Origin of the sequence: Streptomyces sp. NPDC101151, assembly GCF_044768335.1 — a bacterium.
Taxonomy (GTDB): domain Bacteria; phylum Actinomycetota; class Actinomycetes; order Streptomycetales; family Streptomycetaceae; genus Streptomyces.
The window spans coordinates 41815-61809 of the sequence record NZ_JBIWPP010000028.1 but is presented as its reverse complement, the minus strand read 5'-3'; the positions used below and the strand labels follow the sequence as shown (position 1 = coordinate 61809).

Sequence of the window (19995 nt, the reverse complement as noted above, 5' to 3'; positions counted from 1 at the left end):
CAGTACCACGGTGCGGAGCCGCCTTGATCAATTCTTGTTGCCGCTTGTCCTATCGCTTGTCTTGTCGCTTGTCCTGTCGGCCGTCTTGTCGACCTTGGACTGTGCGTCCTCGGCCCGCTTCAGCGCGTCCTCAAGATCCTTCTGCGCCTTGGCGTACGCATCCCAGTCCGGCCCCTCCTTCAGCGCCTGCTGCCCGGCGTCGAAGGCCTTCTGGGCGTCCTGCAACGCCTGCTGGACCGTCGGGTTGCCGGAGCCGGGCGGTTCGGTGGTGCCGGTGTCGGGTGGCGTGGTGGACCCCTTCACCCCGAACACCTTGTTGAGCGCCTCGTCCAGGGTGTCCTCGAAGGCCGTCTTGCCCTCGTAGGTGACCAACACCTTGCGCAGCAGGGGGTACTTGAGCTCGCCGCCGCGTACGTAGACGGGCTCCGCGTACAACAGTCCCCCGTCCAGCGGGACGGTCAGCAGATTGCCGTATTCGACCTTGGAATGGCCTCTGCTCAGCAGGCTGATGGTCTCGGCGATGTCCTGTTCGGAGTTGAACTGGCTCTGAACCTGTTTGGGTCCGTCGACGGTCGTGCTCGTCGGCAGTTTCAGGATTCTGATCTTGCCGTAGTCGGTCGCGCGCGGATCGGAGTCGACGGCCATGAAGGCGCTGAGGTTGTCCCGCCCGTTCGGCGTGAACGTCGTCGTCAGCGAGAACGCCTGGGCGCTCTGGTCCGGCATCTTCATGCTCAGGTAGTACGGCGGCACCGCGCTGCCGGAGTCGTTGGTCGGATCGTCCGGGACCTCCCACACCTCGCTGCCGCTGAGGAAGGTCTGCGCGTCGGTCACGTGGTACCGGGTGAGCAGCTCGCGCTGGACCTTGAACAGGTCCTGCGGGTAGCGCAGATGGGCCATCAGGTCCGCGGAGATGTCCGCGCGGGCCTTCACCGTGCCGGGGAAGGCCTTCATCCAGGTCTTCAGCACCGGGTCCTTGGTGTCCCACTGGTAGAGCTTGACCTCGCCGGTGTACGCGTCGACGGTCGCCTTCACCGAGTTGCGGATGTAGTTGACCTGGTTCTGCTGGGCCACCACCGCACGGGAGTTGTTGGTGGCGGTCAGCGAGTCGGCGGTCGTGTCACCGAGGGTCGTACGGGAGGCGTACGGGTATCCGTTCGTGGTCGTGTACGCGTCCACGATCCACTGGATGCGGTGGTTCACCACGGCCGGGTAGGCGTCGCCGTCGATGGTCAGCCAGGGGGCGACCGCCTCGACGCGGTCCTTGGGCGTGCGGTTGTACAGGATCCGCGAGCCCTTGCCGATCGCGCCGGAGTAGAGGATCTGCGGCTCGTTGAACGCCACCGCGTACGCGGCCCGGTTGATCGGGTTGTCGAGGTTGACCCCGCTCTTGCCGGTGTAGCTGGTGGTCTTCTCGCCCTCGTCGTCGGAGTAGTCGATCTCCTTCTGGGGACCGCCGACGATCGAGTAGGTGTCGGTCTTCTCGCCGTAGTAGATCCGCTGCTCGTACGTCCCGAGGTCGCCCTTGGACGGCAGGTTCTTCTCGGTGAAGACCGGCCGGCCCTCGGGGTCGGCCTCGGTGCCCTTGGCGGCGACCGCGCCGTAGCCGTGCGTGTAGCGGAAGTGGTCGTTGATCCAGTTGTTCTTCGGGATGCCGTCCAGGTTCAGCTCGCGCAGGCCGATGACGGTGTCCTGCTCCTTGCCGTCCTTGGGGTACCGGTCGACGTCGAGGTTGGTCGGGAACCCGTAGTAGTTCCGGATCTGCTGCAGCTGCTGGAACGTCGGCGAGACGACGTTCGGGTCCATGATGCGGATGCTGGCCGTGTCGTCGACCTGGTCGCGCAGCTTGGTCTTGTCCGAGGTGGTGGACTTGCCCGGGTACTCGGTGACCTTGGTGTCGTCGATGCCGTACGCCTCACGTGTCGCCTTGAGGTTCTTCTGGACGTACGGGGCTTCCTTGGCCTGCTCGTTGGGCTGGACCTGGAACTTCTGCACGATGGCCGGATACAGGCCGCCGATCAGGATCGCGGAGAGCACCATCAGGCCGAAGCCGATGACGGGCAGCTGCCAGGTGCGCCGCCAGAGGGTCGCGAAGAACAGCAGCGCGCAGATGACGGCGATGCAGAACAGGATGGTCTTGGCCGGCAGATAGGCGTTGGCGTCGACATAGCGCAGGCCGGTCCAGTTGCCGGTGGCCTTGAAGTCGCTGGACTTGACGGCGAGGCCGTACCGGTCGAGCCAGTAGGCGACCGCCTTGAGCGCCACGAAGACGCCGAGGAGCACCGACAGGTGGCCGGTCGCGGCGGCCGTGGCACGGGCGCCGGGGCTGGTGACGCGCAGCCCGCCGTACAGGTAGTGGGTGAGCGCGGCGGCGATCAGGCAGAGGATCGCGGTGGCGAAGCCGAAGCCGAGCAGGAACCGGTACCAGGGCAGATCGAAGGCGTAGAAGGAGACGTCGAGGTGGAACTGCGGGTCCTTCTGGTGGAAGGGCACGCCGTTGACCCACATCAGCCAGGTGCGCCACTGGCCGGCCGCCGACGCACCCGCGATCAGGCCGACGAGGGAGGTGACGGCGAGCAACAGCCACGTCTTGTACGGCGCGATCCCCATCCGGTAGCGGTCCAGGCTCTGCTGTTCCATGGACATGGCGCTCAGCGGGGGCCGCATCCGGTGCGCGAGCCAGATGTTGAAGCCCACGGCGAGAGCCATCAGCAGGCCGAAGACGAAGAACAGCCCGATCTTGGTCGACAGGGTGGTGGTGAACACGGACGAGTAGTGCACCGACCGGTACCACAGCCAGTCCGTCCAGAAGCCCGCGAACATGGTGAACGTCATGCCCAGGACGGCAAGGACGCCCAGTGTCATGAGCAGGGTCCGGACGCGCCGGGACGGGCGGCCCGCTCTGATCCGCGGTCCCGTCGGGCCTCCGCCGCGGTCCGGCATCTGGAAAGCCAAGGTGCGCACCTCGAAGTTCGCTGTCGATCCGTCAGGCCCTCGTGTTCGCGGGCCCACCGTGGCCCCCCGTGATCGCGGGCCCACACCTATGCAACTTACTCACGGTTTACTCGGTTCCCGATTCCGGCCGGGAACGAGGCAGGATTGTGACCATGTCGAACACTCCCATGGCAGCGAACCCGCTCACCCGGGCCGTACTCGAGATCGACGAGTACACCTCCGGCCTCGGCTGGGACCAGCCCGCTCGCCTTTTCGCCCTCGTAGACACCGCACGGCTGCGGGCTCAGGAACCCTCGCTCGCCGCCCAGCTCGGTCTGCAGGACGCGCCCGAGACCACCGGTCTCACCCCGATCGAGCAGGACGAGGTACCAACGGACAAGGCGCTCGACGAGTTCCTCGGGACCATCGCCTGGCCGGACGCCGTGGTCGGCTGTGCGCTCACGGTGGAGCGCATGATGCTGCCTCCGTCGGCCGAGGCGCAGGTCCCGCAGGGCCTGAGCGATGCCAAGCTGGCCAGGTGGGTGGCGGAGCACCCCGAGCGCCAGGAGGTCCGCATGACCGTCGCGGTGCTGCGCGACGGCAGCCGTGACTCGGCGCTGCGCCTGCGCGAGAAGGACTCGCCGACGGAGGTCCTGACGGGCCCGGACCTGGTGCCGGGACTGGCGCAGGCGCTGGCGGCCACGTTCGAGGACTGATCTCCTCCTGTACGGCGCTGGGGGCGCCCCTTGCCTGAAGGGGCGCCCCCAGCCGTGTACCGGGGTCCGTCGGTCAGCCCTTGGCGGTGCACTTCGGCAGCTCGGCGGTGTCGCCGCTGCGGATGTCCTTCAGGGCGTCGAGCGCGTCACCGATGGTCTTGACCTTGACCAGGGTGAGCCCGCCGGGGGTGTCCTTGGCGGCGGCCGCGCAGTTGTCGGCGGGCGTCAGGAAGTACTGGGCGCCCTTGTTGCGCGCGCCGACGGTCTTCATCTCGATGCCGCCGATGGGCCCGACCGTGCCGTTGTCGTCGATGGTCCCGGTGCCGGCGACGAACTTGCCGCCGGTGAGGTTGCCGGGGGTGAGCTTGTCGTAGATGCCCAGCGCGAACATCAGACCGGCGCTGGGCCCGCCCACGTCGGCGAGCTTGATGTCGATGCTGAACGGGAAGGTGTGGTCGGTCCCGGCGGAGATCCCGACGATGGCGCGCTTGGCGCCGCTGTCGTCGGAGGTCGTCGTGGTGATCGTGACGTCCTGCGTCCTGGTCGCCGTCTTGTGCTCCTTCTCGGCGGCGGCCTGCTCCTTGACCGGGACGACGGTGAAGACGACGTTCTGGCCGGGCTTGTGCTTGGTGACGAGCTTGGCGACGTCGGACGGCTGCTTGACCGCGGTGCCGTCCACGGCCTTGATCACATCACCTGCGTGCAGCCTGCCCTGGGCCGGGGAGTCCTTGACGACGGTGGAGACGATCACCCAGGACTTCACCGGAACGCCCAGCTCCTTCAGGGCGGCGACCTTGGCGCTCTCCTGGGACTGGCTGAACTCCTCGGCGTTCTCCTGGGTGGACTGCTCCTCCGTCTTGCCGTCCGGGTACAGCGTGTCGTGCGGCACGATCTTGCTGTCGTGCGCCAGCCAGCCGTAGACGGCTTCCACCAGGTTCATCCGGAAGTCGGCACTGGTGACCCGGACGGTGGTCATGTTCAGGTTGCCGTCGGCCGGATACGTCTTGTGCCCCGCGATCTGCAGCACCGGCTCACCGTCGTGGTCCCCGAGCGTGTTCACGGTCGGCCCCGGGGACATCTCCGAGTACGGCACGGGGATGAGCACTCCCGCGCACAGGAGCGCGATCAGCATCAGGGTGGAGGCGAGCATCGTCGCGGTGCGGCGTGGCATGGCACGACAGTACGGGACGCCTCTGTCAGCGCACCGTCAGGGCACCCCGTCAGGCGCCGCGTGCGCCCGAGCCGGGCTTCTCCATGGCCTCGCGGAATCGCGCGTACCCGTCCAGTTCGGGCCCGTCACTGCGCACCTTCCGCGTCCGGTTGGCCCAGCTGCCCCACAGACCGGCACCTACCGCAGCCACCAGCGGAATCAGCAACCATGCAAGCGCCGCCATGCCGACCTCCCAACCCCTTGAGTGTCCGCGACTGACTGATCAGCAGATTACCCATCCGCACTGACAACGCTCACGCGCGGGGGGTGGTTACGCAACCGGAGGGGTGGAGGGCCGAACGTGACGGGTGGTGCGACCGGGGTCAGCAGGCGCCGACCCACTCCTCGGTACCGTCGGAGAACTTCTGGTGCTTCCAGATGGGGACTTCGTGCTTGAGGTCGTCGATGAGCCTGCGGCAGGCCTCGAAGGCCTCGCCCCGGTGGGGGCAGGAGACACCGACGACGACGGCGAGGTCCCCGACCTCGAGGTCCCCGACCCGGTGGACGGCAGCCAGCGCCCGCACCGGGTACTCGGCGACGATCTTCTCGGCGATCCGGCGCATCTCGGCCTCGGCGCTGGGATGGCAGGAGTACCCGAGTGCGTCCACGTCGGCTCCCCCGTCGTGGTTCCGCACGGTGCCCACGAACAGCGCGAGGCCGCCGGCGGCCTCGTCCCCCACGGCCCGGAACACCTCGTCCACGGACAGCGCCGTCTCCCGGATGCCGATCAGCTTGATGGGATCCTGAGCCGCCTGCTCACCGGGGTGATCGTTCGTGGGTGCCATGCCTCCATCGTGCCGCATGCCCCCGACTACCCGGAATACGACTTTCACCAGGCACGCGCGCGGACCGCTTTGGAGCCTCCTACAGTCCCTTCCAAGGGGCGGGACCCTTGGAAGCACAGCCACCGCCATCTCACAGCCGCCGCCGTCTCACAGCCGCCGCCGTCTCACAGGCGCCGCCGTCTCACAGGCGCCGCCGTCTCACAGGCGCCGCCGTCTCACAGGCGCCGCCGTCTCACAGGCGCCGCCGTCTCACAGGCGCCGCCGAGCCTTCCGAGCCCGCCGCACCACAGCGGCAGCGCCCAGCAGAGCCACCGTCGCTCCCGCGGCACCCGCCGCCGTGGCGTCCTTGCGCCCCAGTCGACGCCCCGCCACCGTGTGCCGGCCCGAAACCTCCTCCAGCAGCTCCGCGAGGACCTCCTCGTTGGTCCATCCCGGCCGCCATCCGGCCTCGTGCAGCCGGCTCCCGCTGACCACCCAGGGGTACATCGTGTACGCCAGGTCCCCCGCCGGGGACGGAGTGAGCCCGATCCGGTGCAGCCGAGCGGCGGCGCCGAGCGCGACCGTCGACGGCAGCTCCATCCGCCGGATCCCGCTCAGCTCCTCGACCTCCTCCTGCTCCAGCCACCCGTCACAGCCGACCACCAGCTCCCCGTCGACCTTCTCCAGAACGGCGTACTCCAGAGCACTGCACAGGTCCTCGACATGGCAGAACTGCCAGGCCGGCCGCGATCCGGCCACCACCAGCAGCCGAGGCGACTCGAAGTACCGGGTGAGCGCGGTGTCCGTACCCCCGACCAGCACGGCCGGCCGCACGACGGTGACGTTCAGCCCCGGATGCGCCCGCGGAGCGCGCCGCGCCAGCCGTTCGATCTCCAGCAGGTCACCGACCCCGGTGGCCTCGGCCGTGGCCTTCAGCTCGGCGTCCTCCGACAGCGGCAGCTCGTTGTCCGGCAGCGCTCCGTACACCATCGAGGACGTGCACAGCACCACCCGGTGCACGCCTGCCGCCGCGGCGGCGGTCAGCACGGTCTGGGTCCCCCGGACGTTGTAAGCGGTACGAGCGGCCGCGTCGCTGCCCAGGTCCAGGTCGAGCGCCAGATGTACCACCACGTCCGCGCCCCGCAGTTTGTCCGCGATCGCCGGGTCGCGGACGTCGAGGATGTGCCACTGCGCGGCCGCGCACTCGCCGCGCCGCTCGTCGATGGCGATGACCTGCTTGATCTCCTCGGAGGCGGCGAGCCGCTCGGTGAGCAGGGCGCCCACCCCTCCGGCGGCGCCGGTGACCGCGACGACGGGCCCGCGCAGGGCGGGAGGGGTTGAGGGGTTTCGCGCTGCGCGAACCTGCGGATCTGGGGAACTCACCGGGCGTCTCCAGCGGTTGTCTTCAGTACGGGCGCGAGTGACGCGCACGTACCAGGTGCATCCATCCTGCCGCAGGCGTTCTGTGGACGAAGCACCGAGGCCCGATCGGGTCCGGGTGTCTACGCTGGGTGGTGATGTCGGGCAGCCGCGCCTCCGGTGAGAAACCGGTGGCCTTACCAGCCGAGGAACCCCGTGAGTGACACCCCATTCGGATTCGGCCTTCCGCCGGAGGAGCCGGACGACGGCGACGAGGGCAAGAAGAAGGACCAGCAGAGCGGTGGTGGGCAGGGACCGGCCAATCCGTTCGGCTTCGGCGGCCTGCCCGGAGCCGGTGGTTTTGGCGGCCCCGGCGCCGACAATCCGCTCGCAGCGATGTTCGGTTCCCTGAACCCCACCGACCTGGGCGCCGCGTTCCAGCAGCTGGGCCAGATGCTCTCCTACGAGGGCGGCCCGGTGAACTGGGACATGGCCAAGCAGATCGCCCGCCAGACGGTCTCCCAGGGCACCCCGGACGGCGTCAAGGACGCGAGTATGGGCGCCTCCGAGCGCTCCGCGGTCGAGGAGGCCGTACGCCTGGCCGATCTGTGGCTGGACGACGCGACGTCCCTGCCGTCGGGCGCCGCCTCGGCGGTGGCCTGGTCGCGCGCGGAGTGGGTCGAGGCGACCCTGCCCGCGTGGCAGGAGCTGGTCGACCCGGTCGCCGAGCGGGTCGGCGCGGCCATGGGCGATGTCCTGCCGGAGGAGATGCAGGCCATGGCGGGCCCGCTGATCGGCATGATGCGCTCGATGGGCGGTGCCATGTTCGGCACCCAGATCGGGCAGGCCGTCGGCGTGCTCGCGGGCGAGGTCGTCGGTTCGAGCGACATCGGCCTGCCGCTCGGCCCGGCCGGCAAGGCCGCGCTGCTGCCCGCCAACATGGAGTCCTTCGGCAAGGACCTCGGCGTGCCGCAGGAGGAGGTCCGGCTCTATCTGGCCCTGCGCGAGGCCGCCCACCAGCGCCTCTTCGCGCATGTGCCGTGGCTGCGCTCGCACCTCTTCGGCGCGGTCGACGGGTACGCGCGCGGGATCAAGGTCGACACGGCCAAGCTGGAGGACGTGGTCGGCCAGTTCGACCCGCAGAATCCCGAGCAGCTGCAGGACGCCCTCCAGCAGGGCATGTTCCAGCCGGAGGACACGCCCGAGCAGAAGGCGGCTCTGGCCCGTCTGGAGACCGCTCTGGCGCTCGTCGAGGGCTGGGTGGACGCGGTGGTCCACGCGGCCGCCAAGCCGCGTCTGTCGTCCGCCGACGCCCTGCGCGAGACCCTGCGCCGCCGCCGTGCCACCGGCGGCCCCGCGGAGCAGACGTTCGCCACGCTGATCGGCCTGGAGCTGCGCCCGCGCCGGCTGCGCGACGCCTCGCGTCTGTGGGCCTCGCTCACGGACGCGCGCGGGGTCGACGGCCGGGACGCCCTGTGGGCCCACCCGGACATGCTGCCGACGGCCGGCGACCTGGACGACCCGGACGGGTTCGTGCACCGTGAGCAGCTGGACTTCTCCGAGCTGGACAAAATGCTCGGCGAGGCGGCCGAGGGGCCTGACCTGCGCAAGAAGGACGAGGGCAAGCCCCAGGGCGACGACGAGGCCAAGGGCGACGGCGCCGAGTGAGTCTGTACGACGACGCGGTCCTCGTGCTGAAGGGGCACGAGGGCCAGGAAGACCTCCGCCAGGCGTACCTGGACCATCTGGCGGCTCACCCGGACGGCATGTGGAAGCCCTGCCGGGCGGGCCATGTCACGGCGAGTGCCCTGGTGATCGACCCCGAGCGCGGCCGGGTGCTGCTCACGCTGCACAGGAAGCTGCGGATGTGGCTGCAGATGGGCGGCCACTGCGAGCCGGGCGACGCCTCGCTGGCCGCGGCGGCGCTGCGCGAGGCGACCGAGGAGTCCGGCATCACGGGCCTGACGCTGCTGTCCGGCGGCCCGGTGCGCCTGGACCGGCATCCGATCCCGCCGCCGTGCAACTGGCACTTCGACGTGCAGTACGCGGCCCTGGCTCCGCGCGACGCCGAGCACGCGATCAGCGACGAGTCGCTGGACGTGCGCTGGTTCCCCTACGCCGAGGTGCCGGGCGTGGCGGACGAATCGGTCGTACGTCTGCTGGACGCGACCCGCGCCAGGCTCTGAACGGGTAAGGGGCGACCGCCAAGGCGGTCGCCCCTTGCGTGTGCTTTCCGGACGGTCAGCTCCAGACGTTGCCCTGGTTCTGTCCGCGTACCCCGTGCTGCCCCATACCGAACTGCGCGGCGACGCCCTGGCCGATCTGCGCGTTCTGCGGCGGCAGCAGCTCGCTGGGCTGCACCAGCGCGAATCCGGAGCCCATGAAGCTCAGCTCCCAGCCCTCACCGGTGTTGCCGCGGCGCCGCCACACTCCCGAGGAGTGCGTCTGGGCCTGCATCTGCACGCGCAGCCCGGTGGACCAGGCGACGATCGCGTCGGCGTCGCAGTTGACGTACTTGTCGGGCGTGACCTGCATCAGCAGCGGAGCGCCCGAGGTCATGAGGGCCACCTTGCCGCGTCCGGTGATGTTCAGCTGGTACTTCCCGGACCCGGAGATGCCGTAGAGGCTGTCGACGGCGATGACCTCGTGGTGCAGCGAGGAGTCCATGGCGAGGACGTAGCTGCTGTCGACCGTCAGCCCGTCCTGCTCGACGTCCATGATGTGCACGTGCTGGGCGAGATTGGCGAGATAGACCGTGCCCTGCCCGTGGCAGCGCATCAGGCTCAGGCCCTCGCCGGTGTGCGCACGCGCGCGTGCCTGGCTGTTGCTGCGGTACTCGGCGTCGAACTCGACGAGTCCCTGGTAGGCGACCATCGTGCCCTTGCGGGCGAGAAGGTCGTCGTGGCCCTCCAGCGTGACGCGGAGCATCTGCTTGTTCTGCAGGCTCCAACGCTCCTGCGTCTGGAGGTCGTTGTGCGCGAAAAGCGGGCTCTGCATGGTGTTTCTGGCTCCCCCTCAGCCCCGGAACCGGAGGCGGTCGGTGCTGTCCTCGCTGGGCTGGACGACGACGATGCCCTGGCCGGAGAAGGCCATCTGGTAGGCCTCGCCGCTGCCCCGGCCGATCAGTGACTGCGCCTTGAAGCTGCGCTTGCCCTTCACCTTCAGGTTCGGGGACCAGGCGACGAGCGCGTCGGGGTCGACATACGTCTCGTCCTCGCCGCCGCCGCAGTCGACGACGATCGGCTTGCCCCGGGAGGTCAGCGCGACCCAGCCCTGCCCGGAGATCTTGGTGTTCCACAGGCCCTGCCCGGCGAACTTGGCGAGCCCCTTGACGCGCTCCACGCCCCAGCTGAGGTGGGCGTCGAAGGCGAGCAGGTTGGTGGCGTTGACGGAGATGCCGTCACCGTTGAGGTTGATCACGACGACGTCGGCGCCGTAGTCGGCGAGGTACAGCAGTCCGTCGCCGGTGCACTTCATCAGCGGGGCGCCCTCGCCGGTGATCCAGTCGCGGGCGATCTGGCGGACGGCCGGCGGGTTGGGCTCGTACTGGATGAAGCCTTCGTAGGCGACCATCGACCCCACGCGCGCGAGGAGGTCGTTCCCGGTCTGCATGGCGACCTTCAGCATGTGGTTGCCGTGGTTCTCCATGCGGGCGGTGACGGGTGCGGGAGCGTAGCCCGCGAGCGGCTGGTTCATGACGGGCTCCCTCAGACCTCGTACGGCTGGACGACGATGAAGTTGCCGGGCGCACCCCGGAACTGGAGGTTGACGCTCTCCCCCGTGTCGCCCGGGTAGGCGTTGCGGCGCATCCGCACCTGGCTGGAGACGATCACCTGGGAGGCGGCGGACCAGGCGACCACCGCGTTGCAGTCGGCGAACGTGGTCGGCGTGACGGGCAGGACGACGGGCGTGCCGTGCGTCTTGACCACGATCGTGCCGGTGCCCTGGAACTGCATGGTGAACAGCGCGCCGCCGGGGATGCCGTGTCCCTCGATGCGACGCACCTCGTGCTGGAGGCTCTCGTCGAAGGCGAGGACGTTCTCCGCGGAGACGCAGATCGCGTCGCCCTGCAGCTCGACGGGGTGCAGGTGGGTGGAGTTCTCGGCGAGGAACACCTGGCCCTGGCCGGTGCAGCGCATCAGCTGCATCTCCTGGCCGGTCGCGTTGCCCACGATCCGCCCGGCGAACCCGGCGCCCTTGTAGCTGAAGTCGACCTTGCCCTGGTAGAGCACCATGCTGCCCTGCCGGGCCAGCACGGGCTGCCCGCCGATGCCGAGGTCGACGCGGATGAGCTTCTTGTTCTGCTGTGTCCAGCGCTGCCCGGTGGGCGTCTCCTTGAACGCCTGGAGCGCCGCCGACACACCGGCACCGCCCTGGGGAGTGCCCTGCGGCACTCCGTAGGCGGCGGCCTGCTGGCCGGGGACCTGGCCGTACGACGGCTGCTGGCCGTAGCCCGGAGGCATGGGCGCGCTCGGCTGGCCGCCGTAGGAGGGCTGCTGGCCATATCCCGGAGGCATCGGCGCGCCGGGCTGGCCGCCGTGCGACGGCTGCTGCGGCGGCTGGCCGTAGGGCGCGGGCGCCGGGGCAGGCGGATGGACGGTGCCGCCGGGGGGCGGGGTCAGGGGGGCGATGACCGTCGGCGCCGCGTGCATGTTCGGCGCGGGCGCCGGAGCCGGCGGCGGAGTGGTGCCGGGCGACGGGAGGCCCTGCGGAGCGGGAGCCGGGGCGGGCGCGGGGACCGGAGCGGGCGCGGGTGCAGTCGGGGCGCCGAACGCGGGCGGCGGGCCGGACTGGGCGGGCGGGGCGAAGCCGGGGGCGGCGCCGGACTGCGGCTGCTGCGGGGCGGCGGGCGCCTCCTCCTCCAGCACCTCGCCGCCGAAGTTCTTCAGCAGCGCGTCCAGACCGCCGTCGAAGCCCTGCCCGACCGCGGCGAAGCGCCACACGTCCTTGAAGTAGAAGTCACCGAGCATGACGGCGCGCTCGGTGGAGAACTCCGAGCCGTTGAAGGAGTACCGCGCGACCTCCTCGCCGCCGGCCACGATGCGCACATATCCGGGACTGACCTGCGACATCTGCCCGGCGCCGTCGAGGGTCGCCGTGAACGACAGCTTGCGGATGCCGGCGGGGATCCGGTCCAGAGTGATCCGGAACGACTCCGTGTCACCGGACTGGGCACCCAGCAGCTGGATGGACTCCTCCGGGGACTTCGGCTGGTTGAAGAAGACGAAGTACCGGTCGTCCGAGAGGCGCTCGTCGGCGTCCAGACCGAAGCAACTGATGTCGAAGGTCAGTCCGGGTCCGGAGATCTGCACACCTACGTACAGATCCGTACCCGCCGTGAGGTCACTGATCCTGGCCTTGTGGCCGCGTTGGAATTCCCTGGCCATGCGTTACGACCGTCCCCCATCCCGAATATGAGTGCGTCGCGCCAGGCTAACGGCAAACCCCGGCATCGGACGCAGCCGGTACAGACCCGGTACACAACCGCGCCCGGGAGCGGACGTACGGCGCCCGGCTCACTCCCCGCGCGCCCCGGGCACATGCGGCAGCCGCTCGGCGGCCACCACCCCTTCCAGGTAGCCGCGGGCCCGCTCGGTGCGCGGGTAGGACTCCAGCAGCCGCCAGAAGTCGGGCCCGTGACCGGGCACCAGCAGATGCGCCAGCTCATGGCAGAGGACGTAGTCGACGACGTACTCCGGCATCCCCTGCAGCCGGTGCGAGAGACGGATGCTGCCCTCGGCCGGCGTGCACGAACCCCAGCGGGTGTTCTGGTTGGTCACCCAGCGCACGGAGTCGGGCCGCGCCCGGCCGTCGAAGTACTGCGCCGAAAGCCGCTCGGCGCGCTCGGTCAGCTCGGCGTCGCCCAGCACCCGTTTGCTCTCCTGGGCGGCGAGCTTGTCGAGCATGACGGTCACCCAGCGTTGCTCCTCCGCCTCGGACATCCGGGCGGGGATCAGCACGACAGTGCGATCACCCTCGCGGTACGCGGAGACCGTACGGCGACGCCGGGTACTCCTGCGGACCTCGATCGCGCTCGCCCCCGAGCCACTCGGCGGCTGGCTCGTCGTGCTGCGCTGTGGCTTTCCGGCGCGGTGCAGTGGGTCGGCGGGCACGCCCCGACGTTACCCGCTGGACAGGGCCGAAGTCCCGGCTCCGGGACGGTTCGATGCCGATGCCCCACCATGCGTTTGATTTGTACGACCGATATGCCCGACTGACCCGACCGGCTTATATGACAATCACCCCCTGCCTGTGGACAACGCCCCTCACCCCACCACACGACCCGGCATGCTGACAGGCGTCGGCAGAGCGTGACCAGCTCCACCGACACCGGACACCTGCCGACCCAACAGGCATTTCGGGTCACATCAAGGAATACGGGGGCCTGTCATGCATCCGATGGTGAAGCCCGCGCTGCGACGCGGCTGGCGCGACCTCAACACCGTCCAGTTCGGGATGACTCCCGCACACGCGATGACACTGGGACCGATGGACACGGCCACGGGCAGCTTCCTGGAACTGCTCAACGGCACCCGCGGACTGCCGCTGCTGCGTGAGGAAGCCCGGCGCATGGACCTGCCGGACGGCCATGTCGACGCACTGGTGGACCGGCTCGCCCACGCCGGCCTGCTCGACGACACGCGTGGCGGCGGCCCGGCCGCCGACGCACTGCGCGAAGAGACGGACGCCCTGGAGCGACTGCGCCCCGACCTCGCCTCGCTCTCCCTGACCACTCCCGAGCCCGGCGACGCCCTCGGCCGGCTCGCGACCCGCCGCGCACTGCGCGTGCAGGTCCAAGGCGCCGGACGGGTCGGCGCCCTGCTCGCCTCGGTGCTGTCCGGCGCGGGCGTCGGCGAGGTCGACGTACGCGACGTGGGACGCGTGGAACCGTGGGACGTGGCCCCGGGCGGACTGCCCGCCGAGTCGCTCCGCGAACGCAGGGACGAAGCGGCACGGGCGGCCGTCCGCCGCGCAGCCCCCGGCCGCCCACCGCGCCGCACCCGCTCCTCCCACCCCGGCACAGAACATCCCGGCCTCTCCCTGGTGATCCTCACCCCCCGGGACGACGTCGCCGTCCACACACCGGACCCCTTCGCCGCCGAACCACTCATGACCTCGGGAACACCCCACCTGTACGCGGGCGTCGTCGAGGGAACCGGCATCGTCGGGCCACTCGTCCTGCCCGGCGGGACGAGCTGTGCCGGCTGCCTCCACCAGGACCGCACGGACCGGGACCCGGCCTGGCCCCGCCTCGTCGCCCAATGGCGTTCCGGCAAGGCCCGCCGTGTCGGGGCCTGCGATCTGGCCCTCGCCACGACCGTCGCCGGACTGGCCGCCGCACACGCCCTCGCCTTCCTCGACGGCGAATCCCCGTCCAGCGCGGGCGCCCGCTGGGAGACATCCCTACCCGGCCTGAACTGGCGTTCCCGCCCGGTGTGGCCGCACCCGGCCTGCGCGTGCGGGGTGGCGGAGAGAGGTAAAGGGGAGCACTCCTCAACCGACGGGGAGCCGCGCGAGACAATGGCGGTGCAACGGCCGTCGCCGGAGCGACGACGCGAGGCAGGTGCGGCGCGGCCGACTGGGACTTGGAGGGCGCATGTCTGATCTTCCCCGGAAAGCGGTCACCCGTACCGCCAAGCTCGCCGCACTCCCGCTCGGCATCGCCGGCCGGGCGACCTGGGGGCTCGGCAAGAGGATCGTGGGCGAGTCCGCGGAGATCGTCGGCCGGGAACTGCAACAGCGCACGGCCGAGCAGCTGTTCAAGGTCCTCGGGGAGCTGAAGGGCGGGGCCATGAAGTTCGGACAGGCCCTGTCCGTCTTCGAATCCGCCCTGCCGGAGGAGGTCGCCGGCCCCTACCGCGCGGCACTCACCAAGCTCCAGGACGCGGCGCCGCCGATGCCGACCCGCACGGTGCACGCGGTGCTCCAGGAGCGGCTCGGCGCGGACTGGCGCGACCTCTTCCTGGAGTTCGAGGACAAGCCGGCCGCCGCCGCCTCCATCGGCCAGGTCCACCGGGCGATGTGGCACGACGGCCGGGAGGTCGCGGTCAAGGTGCAGTACCCGGGCGCGGGCGAGGCCCTGCTGTCCGACCTGAACCAACTGAGCCGATTCGCCCGCCTGTTGGGGCCGCTCATCCCCGGCATGGACATCAAGCCGCTGATCGCGGAGATGCGGGACCGCGTCTCCGAGGAACTGGACTACGCACTGGAGGCCCAGGCCCAGGACGCACACGCGCAGGAGTTCGAGGACGACCCGGACGTGGTGGTCCCGGCGGTTGTGCACCAGTGCGACCAGATCCTGGTCACGGAGTGGATCGACGGGATCCCGCTGTCGGAGATCATCACGGACGGCACCCAGGAGCAGCGCGACCGCGCCGGCCAGCTCCTGGCCCGCTTCCTCTTCTCGGGCCCGGCCCGCACCGGCCTGCTGCACGCCGATCCGCACCCGGGCAACTTCCGCCTGCTGCCCGGCGGCCCGGACGGCGACGACGACTGGCGCCTGGGCGTCCTGGACTTCGGCACCGTCGACCGGCTCCCGGGCGGCCTGCCGACACCGATCGGCATCTCACTGCGAATGGCCCTGGACGGTGAGGCCGACCCCGTCTACGAGCTTCTGTGCACGGAAGGCTTCGTCAAGGAGTCGATAGAGCTGAACCCCGACGCGGTCCTCGACTATCTACTGCCGATCATCGAACCGGCCCGCGTCGAGACGTTCACCTTCACCCGCTCATGGATGCGCAGCCAGGCCGCCCGCATCGCCGACCCCCGCTCCCCCGCGTACCAGCTGGGCAAGCAGCTCAACCTGCCGCCGGCCTACCTGCTGATACACCGGGTGACCCTGAGCACGATCGGCGTCCTGTGCCAGCTGGGAGCCACGGTCCGGCTACGGGACGAACTGGAGGAATGGCTGCCCGGGTTCGTACTCGAAGACGACCTGGACGAGGAGGAGCCGGCTGCGGAAGCGTGACCGCGGGTGCCGGGCTGCACTGCAGCCCGGGCTGCCACGACGTTGGCGAGGGGCGGGGTGGGTGGGGAGGGGGGAGGGGAGGGGCCCCGAGAAGCGTTCTCACCACCAGGCCGAGTCCAGCCGCCCCTCGATCGCCCGCAGGTTCTCCCGGGAGCAGACGTCGCAGAAGTACTGACGGATGCCGTTCTCCACGGAGCAGGTCCAGGTGGTCGGCTGGGGGCCGCCGGCGGGGGTGCCGCAGCGGGCGCACACGAGGGGGCGGGGCTCCGTGGTGGAGCCGCCCTGATCACTTCCTCCGGGAAGACTCGTCACTCACCGACGATAACTCTCCGGCCGGTGGATCGCCGTGCACAACGCACCGCGGGGGCCGGTCCGTTCGGTCGGACCGGCCCCCGCGGGAAGGTTTCGCCTCCCTGGGCCGGGAGGCCACCGCTTCGGGTGTGCTCGGTTACTGCATGACGGCCATGGCGAGCGCACGGCGGGCGCGCAGCGAGGCACGCTCCGCCCGGCGCTGCATCCGCCGGGCGGTCACCAGGCGCGCGGCCCGGCGTTCCTGCTCGGCCTCATGCAGGCGGTCGTGCATATGCGCACGGGCCAGGGCTTCTGGGATGAGTTGCATCTCTCGGGTCCTGTTCTGACGCGAGCCGGTCGCGCCGCTGGTGCTGAAGTCTGGGGTCGCGGAGCCGGTGGGCTCGCTGGTGGACGGCTTCATCGGGGCCTGCTTCTTGGGGTCGTGCGTGAGGGGGCGGTCGATCGTTCCTGCGGTGTTCATGCCGTGACCGGGTTCTTGCGCGGGCGGCCACGAGGCCGCTTCCGGGCGACGACGACACCCTGGACGAACAGCTCGCCACCCCAGACGCCCCAGGGCTCACGCCGCTCCTTGGCGCCGGCGAGGCAAGCCTCCATCAGCGGGCAGGTGCGGCAGAGGGACTTGGCGTACTCGACGTCCGCCGGCGACTCCGCGAAGAAGACCTCCGGGTCGTAGGAGCGGCAGGGGACGGGTACGCCGAGGTTCTCGATGGCGTCGTCGAGCGCGGTGAGCGCCGTGAGGGGGGTCAAGGTGGAGTCCTCCGTGAGGCCGGGCGGGGGGATCGTTTGTGAAGGCGGTACGGACGGGGCGTGCGCTTCGAGTTGCACGGTTGGTCTTCCTCGTCTGGTCGTTCCGGCCGGTTGACCGGGTGTCGGCTTGGTACCGGGTTCTTTTCTTGTCCCGAGGCCCCTTCGCTCTGTTGCCCTGTTCGGGGCAAACAGAAGGGCCGCGGATCCCGGGTGGGGTTCCGCGGCCCTGAAGGCGCCGGCCTGATCGGCTGTCAGGCTGGATCACTCCAGGGTTCTGGCCCACGGAAGGCCCACATCAGGTGGTGCTGCGTCGTCTGCTTCCGGAATCCGGCACCGGCCGCCGCAATGGCATAGGCATGTGCCTGTGCCGCTACCGCTTCCAGTGCCTTGGTCGGTCGCTCATTGCGCTCACGGATGGGAAGACCCGCGAGAGACAGGTAGGACGTCGGCCGGGCGGCACGAATGCCGGACAGACCGGTGCCCTGGGCCGAGGCGCCGAGCATGCACGTGGAGACGGCCGAGCGATCGGTCAGTTTGGCCGTGCTGATGGTGCTGGTGTTGATGCTGATCACTGGACTCGCCTCCTCTCGGCGTCTTGGGGACTGGGGTGAGCCAGTCCGTTCGGATATGCAAGTACAACACGGAATCAGGGCCTTCGAGAAGGCGCTGTTTCCGTGCCTAGAACCTATGGGGATTGCTGGGGCATGCGCAAACTATTTTTTCGACGAGTTCGTATCAGTCGTCCTCGTCGCCCTCGGTACCCTCCTGGCCTGCACAGATGGCCAGAACGTCGGCTCCGTAGCGCTGCAGCTTGCGGTTGAGGACGCCGGGGATGCGGGACAGCTCGGCGGGGCTGTCGGGCCGTGCTTCGGCGATGGCCATCAGGGTGCGGTCGGTGAAGACGCAGAAGTCCGGCTGTCCGCTGCGCTCGGCCTGGACCGCGCGCCATGCGCGCAGTCGCTCGTAGAGGCCTTCGTCCATGTCGGAGGGGCAGTCCTCGCAGCGCATCAGCTTCATCTCGCCGGCGTCGGTGAGTGTGCGGCCGCAGACGCGGCAGCGGGCCGGGGTGCGTTGGGTGCGGCGGGGGACGGCCGGGGTTGCTGCGAGGGTGCCGCGTTCGATGCCGCCTCCGGCGGCTCCCGCGCCGGTGCGGCCGACGGTGGCGGTCGAGCCGGGGCGCAGTCCGTCGAGGAAGTGGCTGGGCCGGCGGTTGGGGCGGCCGCCGGGTGAGCGGGACAGGGACCAGGAGAGGTGGAGCCGTTGTCGGGCGCGGGTGACGCCGACGTAGAGGAGGCGGCGTTCCTCCTCGATCTGTTCGTCCGTCTTCGCGTAGGTGATCGGCACCATGCCTTCGGCGATGCCGACCAGGAAGACGACGTCCCACTCCAGGCCCTTGGCGGCGTGCAGGGAGGCGAGGGTGACGCCCTGGACGGTCGGGGCGTGCTGGGCGTTCGCCCGTTCGTCGAGTTCTGTCACGAAGTCGCCGAGGGTTGCTCGGGGGTGGGCGGCGGCGAAGTCGTGGGCGAGGTTGACCAGGGCGGTGAGTGATTCCCAGCGTTCTCTGGTGGTGCCGGAGCCGGCGGGGGGTGTGCTGGTCCAGCCCTCGCCGGAGAGGACGGCGCGTACTTGCGAGGGCAGGTCCACGGCGTCGTCGAGCAGGGAGTCGTTGCCGCCGAAGCGGGCTGCGCCGCGCAGGGCGATGCCTGCTTTGCGTACTTCGGGGCGGTCGAAGAAGCGTTCGGCGCCGCGCAGCTGGTAGGGGACTCCGGCGTCGGCGAGGGCCTGTTCGTAGGTTTCGGACTGGGAGTTGGTGCGGAACAGGACGGCGATCTCGGCGGCCGGGACGCCGGCGTCGATCAGTTCGCGGATGCGGCGGGCGGCGCCCTCGGCCTCGGCGGGCTCGTCGGTGTATTCGGTGTAGACGGGTTCGGGGCCCGGGGGGCGCTGGGAGACGAGTTCCAGCCGGTGGTCGGCGGCGCGGCCGCTGGCCTGGGCGAGCAGGCCGTTGGCGAGGTGGACGACCTGGGGGGTGGAGCGGTAGTCGCGGACGAGTTTGACGACGGTGGCGCCGGGGTGGCGGGTGCGGAAGTCGAGGAGGTGGTCGGGTGTTGCTCCGGTGAACGAGTAGATCGTCTGGCTGGCGTCGCCGACGACGCACAGGCTGTCGCGGTTGCCGAGCCACAGCTCCAGGAGTCGCTGCTGGAGGGGGCTGACGTCCTGGTATTCGTCCACGACGAAGTGCTGGTACTGGGTGCGGACCTGTTCGGCGATGTCTTGCCGGTCCTGGAGGACGGCGACGGTCAGCAGCAGGACGTCTTCGAAGTCGATGACCGCGCGGTCGCGCTTGAGGTCTTCGTAGGCCGCGTAGAGGTGGGCGATCTCGGCGGGGTCGCGTGGGGTCTCGCGGCCGGCCTTCGCGGCCGCGTACGGGTAGTCGGCGGGGACGGTCTGGGTGACCTTGGACCATTCGATCTCGGCGGTGGCGTCTCGCAGCTCGCCGCGGTCGAGGCGGAGCTTGCAGGCGGCGGCGGCGTCGGCGACGAGTTGGATCTTGCGGTCGACGAGCCGGGGCACGGAGCCACCGATGGCTTTCGGCCAGAAGTACTGGAGCTGGCGCAGGGCGGCGGAGTGGAAGGTGCGGGCCTGTACGCCGTGGGCGCCGAGCTGACGCAGGCGGCCGCGCATCTCGCCTGCGGCGCGGTTGGTGAAGGTGACGGCGAGCACGCTGGACGGCTGGAGGATCCCGGCGCGCACCCCGTAGGCGATGCGGTGGGTGATGGCGCGTGTCTTGCCCGTGCCCGCTCCGGCGAGGACGCACACCGGGCCGTGCAGGGCGGTGGCCACCTCGCGCTGCTCGGGGTCGAGCCCTTCGAGCACCGCGTCGGCCGAGTCCGGTGTCTGCGGGAAGAGGGGGGAGTGCGTTGCTGCTGTCACATGGCCATGCTGCCAGGTCGTCCGAGGCTGCTGTGCCGGTTGTCCACAGGGGGG

General features: G+C 70.2%; 19 protein-coding genes. 5 read left to right on the top strand and 14 right to left on the bottom strand.

Annotated features, from left to right (window positions below):
* Positions 1-27 precede the first annotated feature (27 nt).
* Positions 28-2940: a UPF0182 family protein gene (locus tag ACIRU3_RS35390; protein WP_404065534.1), complete on the bottom strand. Its 2913-nt coding sequence runs from the start codon at positions 2938-2940 to the stop codon at positions 28-30.
* Positions 2941-3104: 164 nt separating this feature from the next.
* On the opposite strand from ACIRU3_RS35390, the gene ACIRU3_RS35385 reads away from it, so the two are divergent.
* On the top strand, positions 3105-3647 hold the full coding sequence (locus tag ACIRU3_RS35385) for a PPA1309 family protein (protein WP_404065394.1): 543 nt from the start codon (positions 3105-3107) through the stop codon (positions 3645-3647).
* Positions 3648-3720: 73 nt separating this feature from the next.
* Here ACIRU3_RS35385 and ACIRU3_RS35380 read toward each other — a convergent pair whose 3' ends face one another.
* From ACIRU3_RS35380 to ACIRU3_RS35365, 4 genes are all read right to left on the bottom strand, one after another.
* Complete coding sequence (locus ACIRU3_RS35380) at positions 3721-4818, bottom strand: PDZ domain-containing protein (protein WP_404065392.1); 1098 nt, start codon at positions 4816-4818, stop codon at positions 3721-3723.
* Between the two features lie 49 nt (positions 4819-4867).
* On the bottom strand, positions 4868-5041 hold the full coding sequence (locus tag ACIRU3_RS35375; RefSeq protein ID WP_404065389.1) for a hypothetical protein: 174 nt from the start codon (positions 5039-5041) through the stop codon (positions 4868-4870).
* 139 nt (positions 5042-5180) lie between these two features.
* Entirely contained in the window at positions 5181-5642 is a 462-nt protein-coding gene (locus ACIRU3_RS35370) for a molybdenum cofactor biosynthesis protein MoaE (protein ID WP_404065386.1), read from the bottom strand.
* 249 nt (positions 5643-5891) lie between these two features.
* On the bottom strand, positions 5892-7004 hold the full coding sequence (locus ACIRU3_RS35365; RefSeq protein ID WP_404065384.1) for an SDR family oxidoreductase: 1113 nt from the start codon (positions 7002-7004) through the stop codon (positions 5892-5894).
* A gap of 192 nt (positions 7005-7196) precedes the next feature.
* On the opposite strand from ACIRU3_RS35365, the gene ACIRU3_RS35360 reads away from it, so the two are divergent.
* A complete protein-coding gene (locus ACIRU3_RS35360; RefSeq protein ID WP_404065381.1) occupies positions 7197-8648 on the top strand; it encodes a zinc-dependent metalloprotease in 1452 nt (483 codons plus the stop codon).
* Positions 8645-9166 (top strand): NUDIX hydrolase, encoded by a 522-nt coding sequence (locus ACIRU3_RS35355; RefSeq protein ID WP_404065378.1) that lies wholly within the window; start codon positions 8645-8647, stop codon positions 9164-9166. The genes ACIRU3_RS35360 and ACIRU3_RS35355 overlap by 4 nt, the downstream gene beginning before the upstream one ends.
* Before the next feature lie 55 nt (positions 9167-9221).
* Here ACIRU3_RS35355 and ACIRU3_RS35350 read toward each other — a convergent pair whose 3' ends face one another.
* The 4 genes from ACIRU3_RS35350 to ACIRU3_RS35335 form a co-directional block, all read right to left on the bottom strand.
* Positions 9222-9977 (bottom strand): AIM24 family protein, encoded by a 756-nt coding sequence (locus ACIRU3_RS35350; protein ID WP_404065375.1) that lies wholly within the window; start codon positions 9975-9977, stop codon positions 9222-9224.
* An 18-nt stretch (positions 9978-9995) separates the two neighbouring features.
* Positions 9996-10676 (bottom strand): AIM24 family protein, encoded by a 681-nt coding sequence (locus ACIRU3_RS35345; RefSeq protein ID WP_404065372.1) that lies wholly within the window; start codon positions 10674-10676, stop codon positions 9996-9998.
* A gap of 11 nt (positions 10677-10687) precedes the next feature.
* On the bottom strand, positions 10688-12367 hold the full coding sequence (locus ACIRU3_RS35340; protein ID WP_404065369.1) for a TerD family protein: 1680 nt from the start codon (positions 12365-12367) through the stop codon (positions 10688-10690).
* A gap of 129 nt (positions 12368-12496) precedes the next feature.
* A complete protein-coding gene (locus ACIRU3_RS35335) occupies positions 12497-13093 on the bottom strand; it encodes a M48 family metallopeptidase (RefSeq protein WP_404065366.1) in 597 nt (198 codons plus the stop codon).
* Positions 13094-13370: 277 nt separating this feature from the next.
* Here ACIRU3_RS35335 and ACIRU3_RS35330 point away from each other — a divergent pair, with 277 nt between their 5' ends.
* Together ACIRU3_RS35330 and ACIRU3_RS35325 are read left to right on the top strand one after the other, a co-directional pair.
* Positions 13371-14585, top strand: a complete 1215-nt coding sequence (locus ACIRU3_RS35330; protein WP_404065363.1) for a TOMM precursor leader peptide-binding protein — start codon at positions 13371-13373, stop codon at positions 14583-14585.
* The gene (locus ACIRU3_RS35325) at positions 14578-15948 is read left to right on the top strand and encodes an ABC1 kinase family protein (protein ID WP_404065362.1); all 1371 of its coding nucleotides are present in this window, start codon (positions 14578-14580) and stop codon (positions 15946-15948) included. The genes ACIRU3_RS35330 and ACIRU3_RS35325 overlap by 8 nt, the downstream gene beginning before the upstream one ends.
* A gap of 99 nt (positions 15949-16047) precedes the next feature.
* Here ACIRU3_RS35325 and ACIRU3_RS35320 read toward each other — a convergent pair whose 3' ends face one another.
* The 5 genes from ACIRU3_RS35320 to ACIRU3_RS35300 form a co-directional block, all read right to left on the bottom strand.
* Entirely contained in the window at positions 16048-16260 is a 213-nt protein-coding gene (locus ACIRU3_RS35320) for a hypothetical protein (protein WP_404065359.1), read from the bottom strand.
* Positions 16261-16396: 136 nt separating this feature from the next.
* Positions 16397-16720, bottom strand: coding sequence for a hypothetical protein (locus tag ACIRU3_RS35315; RefSeq protein ID WP_404065356.1), 324 nt, complete (start codon positions 16718-16720; stop codon positions 16397-16399).
* The gene (locus ACIRU3_RS35310) at positions 16717-17085 is read right to left on the bottom strand and encodes a WhiB family transcriptional regulator (protein WP_103817702.1); all 369 of its coding nucleotides are present in this window, start codon (positions 17083-17085) and stop codon (positions 16717-16719) included. Before ACIRU3_RS35310 ends, ACIRU3_RS35315 begins: the two co-directional genes overlap by 4 nt.
* Before the next feature lie 173 nt (positions 17086-17258).
* On the bottom strand, positions 17259-17579 hold the full coding sequence (locus ACIRU3_RS35305) for a hypothetical protein (protein ID WP_404065353.1): 321 nt from the start codon (positions 17577-17579) through the stop codon (positions 17259-17261).
* Positions 17580-17742: 163 nt separating this feature from the next.
* Positions 17743-19941, bottom strand: a complete 2199-nt coding sequence (locus tag ACIRU3_RS35300; RefSeq protein ID WP_404065350.1) for an ATP-dependent DNA helicase UvrD2 — start codon at positions 19939-19941, stop codon at positions 17743-17745.
* Positions 19942-19995: the final 54 nt, after the last annotated feature.

Excerpts from the sequence above, each read along its gene's own strand:
- ACIRU3_RS35315 (WP_404065356.1), bottom strand. The coding sequence starts at position 16,720 with ATGAACACCGCAGGAACGATCGACCGCCCCCTCACGCACGACCCCAAG.
- ACIRU3_RS35390 (WP_404065534.1), bottom strand. The coding sequence starts at position 2,940 with ATGCCGGACCGCGGCGGAGGCCCGACGGGACCGCGGATCAGAGCGGGC.
- ACIRU3_RS35385 (WP_404065394.1), top strand. The coding sequence starts at position 3,105 with ATGTCGAACACTCCCATGGCAGCGAACCCGCTCACCCGGGCCGTACTC.
- ACIRU3_RS35350 (WP_404065375.1), bottom strand. The coding sequence starts at position 9,977 with ATGCAGAGCCCGCTTTTCGCGCACAACGACCTCCAGACGCAGGAGCGT.
- ACIRU3_RS35375 (WP_404065389.1), bottom strand. The coding sequence starts at position 5,041 with ATGGCGGCGCTTGCATGGTTGCTGATTCCGCTGGTGGCTGCGGTAGGT.
- ACIRU3_RS35330 (WP_404065363.1), top strand. The coding sequence starts at position 13,371 with ATGCATCCGATGGTGAAGCCCGCGCTGCGACGCGGCTGGCGCGACCTC.
- ACIRU3_RS35340 (WP_404065369.1), bottom strand. The coding sequence starts at position 12,367 with ATGGCCAGGGAATTCCAACGCGGCCACAAGGCCAGGATCAGTGACCTC.
- ACIRU3_RS35325 (WP_404065362.1), top strand. The coding sequence starts at position 14,578 with ATGTCTGATCTTCCCCGGAAAGCGGTCACCCGTACCGCCAAGCTCGCC.
- ACIRU3_RS35380 (WP_404065392.1), bottom strand. The coding sequence starts at position 4,818 with ATGCCACGCCGCACCGCGACGATGCTCGCCTCCACCCTGATGCTGATC.
- ACIRU3_RS35345 (WP_404065372.1), bottom strand. The coding sequence starts at position 10,676 with ATGAACCAGCCGCTCGCGGGCTACGCTCCCGCACCCGTCACCGCCCGC.
- ACIRU3_RS35370 (WP_404065386.1), bottom strand. The coding sequence starts at position 5,642 with ATGGCACCCACGAACGATCACCCCGGTGAGCAGGCGGCTCAGGATCCC.